We start from the raw sequence: 13,746 nt of genomic DNA on the forward strand, positions 1-13,746 counted from the left end.
AGGCAGATAGAAGGTATTTCGCAGTCCGGCTTGCAAGCGGCCGGGCTGCGGGATATCTTTTTTTGTCGCTGCCGGATTTATGCGAAATTTCACTCATCTCGGTCCCTCCGCGAGCCAATCGCCGCTCCAGTTTGACACGTGTCTAGGAACAATGTGCGGGAACCCGCACAACGATGCTCTGAAGAGGCGGTTGGAAATCACATAAAACGCCGCTATTCCCTCCCAATTCCGGCCGATGTATGGTACTCCATCCACCGCTCGGCACCGATTATTCCGAATGGCACGAGTTGTTCGGAGGGGAGGAACCGGAAAATTGGAATTGACGACACCAAATTCGAATTCAGCCCCGTTTACAGTCGCTTCGAGCTCGTCCTATGATGAGTGCGAAAGGAGGCGCAGGCCAAAATGTAAGCGCTGCACAAGGCGTGGAGCGAGCGATAGCAGGTACATAGACGAGGGAGGATACAGAATCGTGAATCGACAATCGAGACTGGGCTTTAAGCTGCTGCTGTGCGCGGTATTGGCATGGGCGGGCGTTCTGCCTCTGCCCGGCTTGCCCGGAATGCCGCTGCGGCAGGCGCAGGCGACGGATGCGAACGGCCATCTGACGGATGAGGAGCTGTTCGGAGCCTGGGACGGGACAACGTCGGCCTGGACGACGGCCGGCAAGCTGGATTACGGCTACAGCTCCGGATTGACGCCGGTGGAGGCGGCGGTCAAGGCGGGCGATTATGCGCTGGCCAAGGAGGAGCTGCTCGATTACTACAAGACAAGAACCGGCTTCTCGGCGTTCCCGCTGTCGGCGAACGGAACCTATACCGCCGACTTGACGGCGGACCATATTCTCTGGCGTTCGGGAGGAAGCGCCACGCCCGAGACGGAATTCTCGATCGGCGAGACGGAGGCGGAATATTCCGTCGATCTGACGAGCGGCGTCAGCGCGTCGTTCGCCGGCGGGCAGAAGGAATTCAGCTACATTCTGATGGGACGTTATAAGAACGACACGGCTTACGCCGAGCTGTACAGCTCGGAGCAGTCGGCCAACCGGCCGATGCTCGAGATTACCGCCGGCGGAACGACCGTCTCCGTTCCGGCTTTCCAGGATTCGTACATCCGCGCCGGCTCGGCCTATCAGAACGTCTCATACGGAGCGAGTCCGACGCTGTACGTTCAAGACAGCGGCATCGCCGCGAACGCTCCGCTTGACGAGAACTCGCGGCGCGCCTACTTGTCGTTCCGCATTCCGACCGGCGTGACCGGAACGATCACCTCCGCCGTGCTCAAGGTGTACGGCCAAGCATCGGCCGGCTCCGGCGGCGTGGACGTTCTCGTCGTGCGGAACGGGTTCGGCTACTCGGCGGATACGCTGACCTGGCTCAACTCCAGCTCGGATATTTTCTCCTACAATGGACTTGCGGATGGGCCGGACTGGACGAATCCCTCCGGGGCGCAGGTCGAATACGTCTGGACGCTCAGCCGCTTCCAGTTCTTCGGCGACATCGTCGGCGCTTATGCGGCCACCGGGGACGAGAAGTACGCCCGGGAATCGCTCCGGCTGCTGGAGGACTTCATCTCCCAGCCGAGCGCCTACAACGTGCCGAGCACTTCGCAGGCGAAGCGCAGCATCGACGTATCGTTCCGGCCCTACTTGATTCCGCGCATGCTCGAGCATCTGTACGCTTCGCCCTGGCTGACGCCGGACGTGTTCGCCGAGCTGCTCAAGAATGTCTGGCAGACGGAGAATTGGCTGAACTTCGATCCGAACGCTCAAGGCGGCAACAACTGGGCCCTGATCGAAGCGAAGGGTGTGTATGCGAGTGCGCTTTATTTTCCCGAATTCACGGATGCAGCAGTCTGGTCGGATACGCAGAAGCAGCGGATCGACAAGCAGATTTCCCGACTCGTCTTCCTGGACGGAGGCTACACCGAGGCTTCGTACAACTACTCCCTCGTCGCGCTTCAGGTGTTCTGGGACTTCAAGCGGCTGGCGGACCTGTACGGGGATACGATGACGCAGACGTTCAAGAACAACATTGTGAAGGTTGCCCGCTATATGATGGACTTCACTCTGCCGAGCGGCTACAGTCCGGTGTACGGCGACGGCGGTTCCTTCCAGGCGCTCGGCACGTATGCGCAGATTGCCAACGACTTCGGCGACGAGGAGCTGCAATACTTCGCCAGCATGGGCGCAGCCGGTACCGAGCCGCAGCACGACAGCAGCTATTATCCGGATACGAAACAGGTGACGATGCGCACCGGTTGGCAGCCGGACGACAAGTATATGCTGTTCACGAACAGCACCGGCACGCACGGCCATATGGATCAGAATGCGCTGATTGCCTACGCATACGGCAAGGTGCTGCTGACGGATACGGGCGTGAACGACTACAACACGTCCAATCCGATCTCCAAGTGGCAGTTCGACGACGTCGAATCGCACAATACGATCCGCATCGACGGCCAGCCGCAGAGCAAGTACAACGGCTTGAACGCCGTAAGCAAGGACACGATGACGTATACCGGACAAGGCTCGGCGTTCGACTTCAGCGAGGGAACGACCTATGCGACGACCGGCTTCGAGCATACCCGTTCCGTGCTGTTCGTCAAGCCGGATTACTGGATCGTGTCCGACTGGGTGGGCGGCGAAGCGACGGCGACAGGCACCCATACGTTCGAGCAGAATTGGCATACGATGCCGGGGGCGAATCCCTTCATCGACGGGACGACCAAGGCGGCGGCGACGCAGTTCTCCGACCAGCCCAATATCGCGATCGTTCCCGCTTCCCCGTCCTCCCTCGGCGGAGCTGTCGTCAAGGACGGATGGTACGGAGCGACTTCCGCGCCTAACGAGCAATTCGTGCAGTATTCGAAGACAGCCGCAGGGCCGGTGACGTTCGACACGGTGCTCGTGCCGACGGGCGTCGGCGAGAGCCGCAGCGTGACGGCGAGCGCGCTGGCCGTAGCGCCCGCGACGAACGCGGCAACGGCGATGGCGATCGATCTGGACAGCGGCGGGCGCACGGCGGCCTATTACTTGTCCCGGGAGCGCAACGCGGTTGTCGAACGAAGCTTCGGCACGTACTCCTTCAACGGCAAAATGGCCTATGTCGAGAAGAACGGAGCGGGGACGATCGATTCCGTGTCGCTGATCGGAGGCAGCACGTTATCGGAGTCGGGGACAACGATTATCGCGGCCAAGGAAGAGCTGGAGGACATGGCCGTGAGGTGGAACGGCGCGACGCTGGAGCTGAGCGGCAGCAAGCTCGTGGCGGATGCGGACAGCTCGCGGGCGATCGGCATCGCCGCCGCAGGCATTACGAAGGTGACGCTGAACGGCGTCGAGCTTCCGTTCGCGGCATCCGGCGGATATGTGTATGCGGTTCGTCCCGCGTCGGTCGTCTACGACTATGCCAAGGACTTCGGCGTCGTCTCGGCCGTCTACGGCTGGCAATACAAGTCGGCGGGGGGAACGCAGCCGCTGCTGTGGCAGCCGGCGGGCGCCGGCGGCTTCGCCTTCGGCACGGACGACTTCAGCTCGACGGTCGTTCAAGGCCACTGGTCCGTCACGAACAACGATCGGGCCTACTGGACGGTCGTCGAGCGTCCCGGCTATATGCGCATCAAGACGCAGCCGGGCGATCTATGGGCGACGAGCACCGGGCAGAAAAACCTGATTCTGCAGGTGCCGTTCTTCCCCGATTACCAAGTCGAGACGAAGCTTGAATTCAGTCCGACGACCAATTACCAGGCGGCCGGACTGATTCTGTACGCCGACGAGGACAACTATATCAAGTTCGACCGCGCGTACGACTCCTCGCGCGGCGGAGCGATCGTTCGCGTCGTCCGCGAATTCCAGACTGCATCCGATACGTTCTTCCGTGCGGTCGATGCGATTCCCGATCCGCTGGTCGGCTCCGACATCATGTTCCGGCTGACGAAGCGGGGGGTGACGCTCAAGGCGGAGTACAGCGGCGACGGAACGAATTGGACGACGTTCGGCAGCACGTACCAGATTCCGTCCGACACGATGAAGATCGGAATGCACGCGATGAACACGGCAGCGAGCACCGTGCCGAAGAACGCGGACTTCGACTACTTCCATGTCACGCAACTGCTGCCGGACAGATGGGTGGAGAATACGGCGGCCAGCACGCCGATCCACACGAAGGACTATACGATCCCGGGCACGGGACTTGACGCGGTAATGCGGTGGGTCGCTCCGGCGAGCGGAACGGTGCATATTCACGGGAACGTCGCCAGCCAGAACGCTTTCGCCGGAGGGGACAACTTCCAGGTGAAGGTGGAGCAGAACGGAGTCAACGTCTGGCCGAAGACGGGCTTCCAGACGGTCGGCCGCGCCGACACGAGAGGGTATGCGATCAGCGAGCTCGTGCAGGTGCAGCAAGGAGACGTCCTGTCGTTCACGACGAATCGGGTCGCGAATGCGCAGAACGACGTGGCGAAGTGGCAGCTTGAGCTGACGATGTATCCCGATGCGGCGGCGGCTGTCAGCGGGTTCGACGACGGCACCTCGCCGGGGTGGACGCCGCTGAACGCAAGCCGATGGACGGTTGACTCGGCCAGCGGCACGTACCGCTTGATCGCTTCCGGCTATTCGCCGCAGAGCGGCGACCGTCCGGGCGAGTATTCGCTGCTCGGCGGAGCGGATGCGGACAGCTTCAGGCTGTCGCTGAAGGTCGGCGTTGACGACGATCTTGCCGCGAATCCGGACGCGAACGCCGTTGTGCTGTTCAACTATCAGGATGACGCCAACTATTATTATCTGAGGCTGGACAATGACGCTCAGCAGGTTCGGCTGTACAAGGTCAGCGGAGGGATTGCCCGCGTCATCGCCGATTCGACGTCTGCGGACTGGATTCAGGACAACGCCTTGCACGCCGTCGTCATCGATCGCGACGGACCGGCGGGCACGATTGCCGTCAGCCTGGACAAGCAAGTTATTCTGCGCGCGGCAGATCGCGAGCTGCGCGGAGGGACGATCGGCGTCGGTTCGCTGGATGGCGCCGCTTCCTTCGACGATATCGGCCTCGTCGCGCTTGACTAGACTCCTCTCGACTGAGCGTGCGGCGGAGGCGCAAGGGCAACCCCTTGCTGCCTCCGCCGTTCGTCTGTCCGGACAAGCTCCCCAACTCCCAACCCCTCAGGCTCCTAAACTCCCAAACTCTATTTTCCGAATCTACGACACATCTTCGGAATGCAGCCGCATTTAAGCGCGGAAGCGATTCCAATAAGATAGAACTACGGAAAGCGCATTCGCGCACTTTCGAAGTCGCCCCCGCCGGTTAAAGGAGAGTTCACAGATGAAGCGTGCGATGACGATTCGACGGGCACGGACCCGGGAGTTGGTCTCGGTCTATGCGATGGTCGGCATTCCTTATTTGTTGTTCATGACGTTTGTGCTGTTCCCGCTGCTCTGGATTCTGCGTTATGCGTTCTACGATTACGACGGCATACGCTCAAGCTATGTCGGGTTCGACAACTTCCGCGTGCTGCTGCACGACGAGGTGTGGTGGAAGGCGGTCGGCAATACGCTGGTGCTGACCTTCGGATCGCTGGCGATCGGCATTCCGCTGGCGCTCGTGTTCGCCGTCATCCTGAACGGCCGAATCAAAGGGAAGATCTTCTTCCGATCGGCGCTCTACTTCCCGGTGCTGATCAGCGCCGCCATCGTCGGCCTTATCTTCCGCATCCTGCTCGCCCCGGATACCGGCATCGTCAACGCGCTGCTGCTCTCGTCCGGGCTGATCGAGAAGCCGCTGTACGTGCTCGCCTCGCCGCTGGCGGCGCTCACGACACTCATTCTGATCGAGGTGTGGCAGGGGCTTGGCTACAACATGACGCTTATGCTCGCGGGCTTGCAGCGAATTCCAAGCGAGCTGTACGAGGCGGCGATCATCGACGGAGCGAACGAGCGGCAGAAGCTGGCGTACATTACGATTCCGCAGCTCGGGCCGATGCTGCAGACGATCATGATGCTGAGCGTACTGAACGGGTTGAAAATATTCGACCTTGTAAACGTCCTGACGAGGGGCCAGCCGAATCACGGATCGGAGACGATGGTGACGTATATCTTCAACTACTTCTTCGAGATGGAGGGCTATCGCGCCCAGCAAGGCTATGCGGCTTCTGCCAGCGTTGCCGCCTTCCTCGTCATCAGCCTTGTGGCGCTGCTGTACTTCCGGCTCAGCCGCAAGCTTGCCGACTACGATTGAACGAAAGGACGAGATTCGTTGATGACAAGAACGCACAAGAGCTCCTCCAGGCCGTTCGGGGCTCGCGCGGCGGCGAAGCCGCTGCTCTACCTGCTGCTGATCGCGGCAACGGCCGTCGCTTTGTTCCCGGTCGCATACGTCTTCATGGCGTCGTTCAAGACGCCGCAGGAGCTGCTCGTCGGCGGAACGAGGCTGCTGCCGAAGAAGTTCACGTTCGACAACTACGTTACCGCCTGGAACGCGGCGAACTTCTCCCGCTATACGCTGAACAGCGTCTGTTATGCCGGCATCGTCACCGCCTGCACGGTGCTGTTCTCGACCATGCTTGGCTATGGCTTCGAACGCAAGCGCTTTCCCGGCAGGAAGTTTATGCTTGGCAGCTTCTACTTCTCGATGTTTGTCGCCGGCGCGGTGACGATCTACCCGGTATTCAAGCTCATTGTCGGCGCGCAGCTTCATCATTCGTTACTGGGACTCATTCTTGCCACGCTCGGCGGAAGCTCCATTCTGCCGACGCTGCTCGTCATCGGCTACCTGAAGGGCATTCCGCGCGAGCTTGACGAATCGGCGATCATCGACGGCTGCGGCGCGTTCGGCGTCTATGCCAAGGTGCTGCTCCCCATGCTGACGCCGGTCATCGGCGTCGTGACGATGATCACGTTCCAGGGAACGTGGAACAACTACATGCTGCCGCTGGCGCTGACGCTTACCCAGCCGGACAACCGGCCGCTGTCGGTCGGCGTTACGTCGCTCGCTTACGTCACCGGGCAGCAAGGGATGGCGCAGTGGGATCTGCTGATCGCAGGGTCCTGCATGGCGATCGTGCCGATCGCAATCGTCTACCTGTGGGCCAACCGGTTCTTTGTCGGCGGCTTGTCCGCCGGCGCGATCAAAGGCTGATCGAGTTAAGGCTGATCGAGTTGATAATAGCGGATATGAGTGCCGCAGGCATCGTGCACATGCCCCGGCTTCATATATAATGAATTCATCCAATCAAGGGGGAACGGAACCATGAAGTGGGCAGGCAGCAAGGAGAACAGAGGGCTCGCTCTCACGCTGGCACTGACGCTCGGCTTGTCGGCGATCGCAGCCGGCTGCGGCAACAACAATAACGGGGCAGCGACATCGACCTCCGGCGCTTCGCCGTCGGCGAACGAGGAGCTGACGCAACAATCGCCGGCAAGCGAGGGACCGAAGACGAAGATTGCATTCTGGTCCCATCAGTCCAATCTGAAGGACAAGATGACCGAACTGATCGACGAGTACAACCGCACGAATACGGACGGCATCGAGATCGACCTCAACGTCGTCGCGGACAAGTACAACGATGTGCTCAGTCTCGCCTTCTCGACGGGGGAAGGTCCGGATATCTTCACGATCACGGGACCGTCCAGCACGCGCAAGATGGTGGACAACAAGTGGGGGCAGCCGTTGAACGACTTCATCACGGACGAGTTCAAAGCGAGATTCCTCGACGGCGTGTGGGTCGAGAACAACAATGTGATCGGCGGACAGATTTACACGTTAACCGACTCGGCTTCGACGATGCGCCTGCTCTACAACAAGAGCCTGTTCGCGGAGGCGGGCCTTGATCCGGAGAAGCCGCCGACCACGTTCGCCGAGCTGCGCGATTATGCGAAGAAGATCAAGGAAGCGAGCGGCGGCAAGGCGGCCGGCTTCGGCTTGCCGATGGCCGACGGCTACAATATCGACGTCGCGATGCTCAATACGTTGGGGTACAGCGCGATCGGGCTTAATCGCGGGTTCGATCATGCGCAGGGCAAGTTCGACTTCGCGCCGTATAAGCCGTTGCTTGAGCTGTTCTCCGGCATGCAGCAGGATGGAAGCATGCTCGAAGGCGCTCTGCTGGTGAGCGCCGACCAGGGGCGGGCGAAGTTCGCGGAGGGCTCGATCGGCATGTTCGGCGGAGCCTCCTGGGACCCCGGCATCTATGCGGGCATGGACATCGGCTTCGATGTCGGCGTCGCGGAATTCCCGACGATCGACGGCACCGCGAAGGGCAAGTCGTCGATCCAGACCGGCTCCGGCTACATGATGTCCGCGACCGCGAAGGATAAAGAGAAGACATGGAAGGCGATGGAGTTTATTTTCTCCACAGGGTTCATGGGCGAGCTCGTCAAGCAGGCCGGCGGCATCTCGCTGCTGAAGGACATTGCCGGCAATCCGGCCTATCAGTCGGACCTCAAGCTGCTGGACCAGTTCCAGATCAACGACGACGAGACGGTGTGGCCGCCGTTCCCTCCGGGTCTGAAGCTGCAGGGGGACGCCATGCAGGCGGTGTTCATCCAGGTGATCAACGGGCAGCGCAAGGTCGACGACGCCCTGGCCGATCTGACGAAGCGGTATAACGAAGCGTTCGATCAGGCGATAGCCGAAGGCTCGTACACCCGCGAATCGTATACGATTCCAGGCTTCAATCCGCTGGGCTGACGTCGGAGCGGACGAGCGGCTGAAGATGCAACGACGATAAGCGTGCACCACGACAATGACGGCTCCGTCCGGCATCCCGCAGCTTCCTCTGCGGGATGTCGGTGCGCCGCAAGGAGAAGTGAACAATGGTGGAGACGGGTTACGAAGCGGAAGGATGGACGGCGGAAGCCGAACGCGAGCTTGAGCGCATCACGGAGCGCATCCGCAAGGGGGCGGCCGCATACGGCACGAGGTTCCCGCACCTCTCGCGGGACGGCGTGTATTCGAATCGGCTGAACGAAGACGGCAGTTGGACCGGCTCGTTCTGGACGGGGATGGTGCTGCTTGCCTATCGGCTGACGGGAGACTCCGAATGGCTAGCCTATTTATCTCGTTATTTGCCGGTCTATGAGCATCGGCTGCGGGAGGGATACTTGGACCATGACGTCGGATTCCTGTACCAACTGTACGCCGTGAAGCTGTATGACGCGACGGGAGCGGAGGGCGCCCGCAGCCTGGCGGTCGGGGCGGCCGACGAGCTGCTGAAGCGCTTCAATCCGGCCGGCGGCTTCATCCGGGCGTGGGGACGGCTTGAGGAGGATCGACTCCGCGGCAAAATGATCATCGACTGCCTGCTGAACCTGCCGTTGCTCTGGTCGGCGACGAGGCTGACCGGCAATCCCGCGTACGCTTCCGCCGCGGAGCGGCACGCGCGGCAGGCGATGAAGCACCATATTCGCCCCGACGGATCGTCCTATCATACGTTCGACTTCGATCCGGACACCGGAGAGCCGATCGGCGGCTTCAACGAGGGCGGGTATGCCGACGAATCGTGCTGGTCCAGAGGCCAGGCTTGGGGCATCTACGGCTTCGCCCTTGCTTACCGCCATACCGGCGATCCCTCGTTCGCGGCGGCGGCAGCGGCGATGGCCGACTACTTCGTCGCCCGCCTGCCGGAAGACGAGGTGCCGCTCTGGGACTTCAAGCTGCCGGAGGGGGAGGCGGTCGACGCGGCGAAGGACGCCTCGGCGGCGGCGATCGCCTGCTGCGGCCTGCTTGAGCTGTCCCGCTGCGGTCTGTTCGAGACCGAGCGCCGCTTGGGGTACGAGCGGCGGGCGCTGCGGATGCTCGCTTCCCTGCGGAAGCGCTATACGCTGCTTGAAGAAGCCGACAAGGAAGCCGTGCTGAAGCGCTGCTACGGCCGGGTCGAGGGCGTCGTGACGGAGCTGAGCGCCATCTGGGGCGATTACTATTACATGGAGGCCCATCTGCTCGCTTCCGGCCGTCAGCCGGACATGTGGACGACAACAAGCGGCAGCGGAGGAGAATAGCGGCCCGTGCGCTTGTCCCTCTCGGGTGCAGGAACTACAATGGAATCGACGGAATGATAAACCCGGATGCCGAGGTGGAGTATGCCGCTCTACACCCGATTGCTGCTTTCCTTTCTGATTGCGATTATCGTCCCATCGTTGTTCGTCGGCTTATTTTCCTATGGGAAAGTAAGCAGTGCGATTGAGGAGGAAGTTACCAGCTCGGTCAAGACGACGATTCAGCAAGTCAACCTGAACCTGAAGGTGCATATCGATCAGGCGGTCGAGCTGTCGACCACCGTCTATATCAACAGCCTGGTTCAGTCGATGCTGGGCAACCGGACGAAGCTGGAGCTGGCTGTCTATCAAGATGACATCAAGCAGTTGCAAGAGACGATCGCCAACATTACGAATTACCAGAAGCTGTACACGATTCGGCTGTTCTACCGCGACGTCGGGCAGTTCCCGTCCGGCTTCGACATCGGGGAACTGAGGCCGATCGGTTCGCTCGAGAGCGCGGAGGCTTACCGCGAGGCGACCGAAAGGCTTAACGGCATGTACTGGACCGCGGATGCGCTGCCGATCGAGCGCGCCTCGGACGAACCGGAGATTACGCTCATCCGCAGAATTCGCAGCATGACGGACGAGAGGGACATCGGCGCGATGACGATCAGCCTGCCCGAGACGCGAATATGGGACATCGTGCGAGACGTCAAGATCGGACAGACCGGCTTCGTCTTCCTCATCGACGATTCGGGCAGGATCGTGTCGCATTACAATAAAGAGCTGCTGGGTCAGAGCCTGGCGGACAAACCGTACTTCGGGCGAATTCGTGCGGAGGGCCAATCGGGAGACTTCCGGATCGGCATCGACGGCACGACGTATTTGTTCGTCTACCAAGCGATTGAAGGAACGACGTGGAAGCTCGTCGGGTTCGTCGATACGAAGGAGCTGCGCAGCCGGATCGAAGGCATCAAGGTAGCGGCGATCGTCAGCGCACTCGTCTGCTTCGGACTCGCCATCGTGTATTCCGTCTATACGTCCAGCCGCTTGGCCAGAAGGATCGGCAATCTGATCAAAGCGATGCGTAAGCTCGAGGGCGGACTGATCGGCGTTCAGGCGAAGCCGTCCCGGCGCAGCAACGACGAGATCTCCCAACTGTACGACCACTTCAACCGCATGTCGTCGGAGCTCAAGGATTATGTCGAAGAGATCGGCGAGTCGAACAAGCGGGCGCGAACGGCGGAGATGAAGGCGCTTCAGCATCAGATTAATCCGCATTTTCTATATAATACGCTTGATGCGATCAACTGGATGGCCGCAACCAGGTACAAGGCCAGGGACATCAGCTCCATGGTCACCTCGCTGGCCCGGCTGTTCCGGCTCAGCCTGAACAAGGACAAAGAAGAGATGGCTCTCGCAAGCGAGATCGAGCACGTCGAATGTTACGTCGCCATCCAGCAGATTCGCTTCGACAACGAGTTCAGCTTGGACGTCGCCATCGAGCCGGGACTGGAACGGGAGCCGGTCATCAAGCTGATCCTGCAGCCGCTCGTCGAGAACGCGATTCTCCATGGCTTCGAAGGGATTGATTATCCCGGCTTGATTCGGATCGAGGCGCGCAAGAACGGGCACGCGATCGAGATTCGCATTCTCGACAACGGAGTCGGCTGCGATGCGGCTGCGATCAACCGGATGCTGGAGGAGCCGGCGGCGCAATCGGCAGACGAATCGTCGGGCTACGGCTTGCGCAATGTGAACGAGCGGATCAAGCTCTATTACGGTCCCGCATACGGCTTGACGTTCCGCGCGAGGGAGGACGGCGCTTCGGGAACGGTCGTCGAGGTGCGCTTGGCGGCGGGAATCGACGGGAGAGGGGGAGGAGCGGCATGATCAGAATGCTCGTAGCCGACGATGAGCGGATAATTCGCGACGGGATCGTGAACATCGTCGATTGGACGGAGCATGGCATCGAGGTGGTCGGCGCGGCGGCGGACGGCATGCTGGCCAAGACGATGTACGAGGCGAAGCAACCGGATATCGTCGTGACCGACATTCGCATGCCGAAGCTGGAAGGCTTGGAGCTGCTGCGCGCCATCCGCGAGGACGGCCGGGATGTGAAGGTGATCATTCTGAGCGGGTACGAGGACTTCAAGTATGCGCAGGAAGCGATTCGGCTCGGCGCCTCCGATTACCTGCTCAAGCCGATCATGCCCGACTCGCTGGTGGCCGCCGTGCTGGACGTCAAGGAGGAGCTGGAGCGGCAGCGGCGGCAGCTTGCGGAGCTGGAGCGGCTGCGGACATACGAAGCGGCGGCCCGCGATGCGCGAACCGAGAACGCGGAAGGAGGCGGGACGGCCCCGCCGTCCTCCGGCGGGGAACCGGCAGACGGGGAGCCGGCACAGGGGGAGTCGGCGGGCGGAGGGGAGCGCTGGCTGGAAGCGACGCTCGCTTACCTGCGCGAGCATTACGACGAGCCGCTCAGCCTGAAGAAGCTGGCCGACATCGCGTATCTGTCGCCGAACTACGTCTGCAGCCTGTTCAAGGACGCGATGGGGCAGAACATCAGCGAATATCTGGCGGAGCTGCGGGTCGAGAAGGCAAAGGAGCTGCTGGAGGAGGAGAATGGAATCAAAGCGTACGAGGTGGCGCAGCGCGTCGGCTATTCGGACAGCCGCTACTTCAACCGATTGTTCAAGCGGTATACCGGCTACAATCTATCCGACTATCGCGCCCGGCGGAGGTAGCCGGGCGGCCGTCTGACACAATCCGCCAACCGTTCTGCCGTTGTCACGGCTGCTGCTCTCCGATAAGATAGAGAGGAAGCGCTGAGCCGCAACCTTAAGGAGAATGGACGGTAATCTCGAATGAACGACAACAAAATTTTGATCGTGGACGGAATGGCGCTGCTGTTCCGGGCATATTTCGCCCAATCCTACAGCGCGAGAAGGACGCCGGACGGGACGCCGACGAATGCGATCTACGGCTTCCTCCAATACCTGTTCGATACGGTGAACGAGTTCCGGCCGACGCACGTCGTGTGCTGCTGGGATATGGGAAGCAAGACGTTCCGCACGGATATGTATACGGGGTACAAGGCCAATCGGCCGGACGCACCGGATGACCTCGTTCCGCAGTTCTCCCTCGTGAAGGACGTCGTCGCCGCGCTCGGCATCCCGAATCTCGGCATCGAGGGCTATGAGGCGGACGATTGCATCGGCACGCTGGCGACCCGACTGTGCGAGCAAGGCTGCGTCTACGTGCTGACGGGCGACCACGATATGCTTCAGCTTGTCTCGGAGCGGGTGCATGTCGTCATCATGAAGAAGGGCCGCAACAATTATGCGGTGTACGACCTGGCTTTCCTTAAGGAGGATAAGGGGGTTCTCCCGTTCCAGATCATCGAGCTGAAGGGTCTTACGGGTGACACGAGCGACAATTATCCGGGCGTGAAGGGCATCGGGGAGAAAACAGCGCTGAAGCTGCTTCTGGAGTACGAGTCGATCGACGGCATTCTGGCGAATCTCTCTTCGTTGTCCGCGAGCATCAAGGCGAAGATCGAGAATGATCTGGAGATGCTGCATCTCTCGCGCACGCTTGCCCGGATTCATATCGACAGCCCGGTCGAGTGCGTTCTGGACGATTGCCTGTGGAACGTCCCGTTTGATGCCGCAAGGCCCCTCTTCGACCGGTACCGTCTGACGAGCCTTCTGAGCATGATCGAATCGGCAAGCTGACGAATGCATAACGCCGGTATACGACCCGAGCTCCAA

Annotated in this window: 8 protein-coding genes; all 8 read left to right on the forward strand. The window is 60.9% G+C overall.

Going from position 1 to position 13,746, the window contains the following annotated elements:
- Positions 1 to 472 precede the first annotated feature (472 nt).
- Entirely contained in the window at positions 473 to 5,065 is a 4,593-nt protein-coding gene (locus E6C55_RS20165; RefSeq protein WP_168735773.1) for a heparinase II/III family protein, read from the forward strand.
- Positions 5,066 to 5,321: 256 nt separating this feature from the next.
- Positions 5,322 to 6,233 carry a carbohydrate ABC transporter permease gene (locus E6C55_RS20170; RefSeq protein WP_136371619.1) on the forward strand — a complete coding sequence of 304 codons (912 nt, stop codon included), beginning with the start codon at positions 5,322 to 5,324 and terminating at the stop codon, positions 6,231 to 6,233.
- A 21-nt stretch (positions 6,234 to 6,254) separates the two neighbouring features.
- Entirely contained in the window at positions 6,255 to 7,133 is an 879-nt protein-coding gene (locus E6C55_RS20175) for a carbohydrate ABC transporter permease (protein ID WP_136371620.1), read from the forward strand.
- A gap of 111 nt (positions 7,134 to 7,244) precedes the next feature.
- Positions 7,245 to 8,684 carry an ABC transporter substrate-binding protein gene (locus tag E6C55_RS20180; RefSeq protein WP_136371621.1) on the forward strand — a complete coding sequence of 480 codons (1,440 nt, stop codon included), beginning with the start codon at positions 7,245 to 7,247 and terminating at the stop codon, positions 8,682 to 8,684.
- 125 nt (positions 8,685 to 8,809) lie between these two features.
- Positions 8,810 to 9,994, forward strand: a complete 1,185-nt coding sequence (locus tag E6C55_RS20185; RefSeq protein WP_136371622.1) for a glycoside hydrolase family 88 protein — start codon at positions 8,810 to 8,812, stop codon at positions 9,992 to 9,994.
- 66 nt (positions 9,995 to 10,060) lie between these two features.
- Entirely contained in the window at positions 10,061 to 11,866 is a 1,806-nt protein-coding gene (locus E6C55_RS20190; protein ID WP_136371623.1) for a sensor histidine kinase, read from the forward strand.
- Positions 11,863 to 12,720, forward strand: coding sequence for a response regulator transcription factor (locus tag E6C55_RS20195; protein WP_136371624.1), 858 nt, complete (start codon positions 11,863 to 11,865; stop codon positions 12,718 to 12,720). Before E6C55_RS20190 ends, E6C55_RS20195 begins: the two co-directional genes overlap by 4 nt.
- Before the next feature lie 120 nt (positions 12,721 to 12,840).
- Entirely contained in the window at positions 12,841 to 13,710 is an 870-nt protein-coding gene (locus tag E6C55_RS20200) for a 5'-3' exonuclease (RefSeq protein ID WP_136371625.1), read from the forward strand.
- Positions 13,711 to 13,746 lie beyond the last annotated feature (36 nt).

The organism is Cohnella fermenti (genome assembly GCF_004801405.1).
Lineage (GTDB): Bacteria > Bacillota > Bacilli > Paenibacillales > Paenibacillaceae > Cohnella > Cohnella fermenti.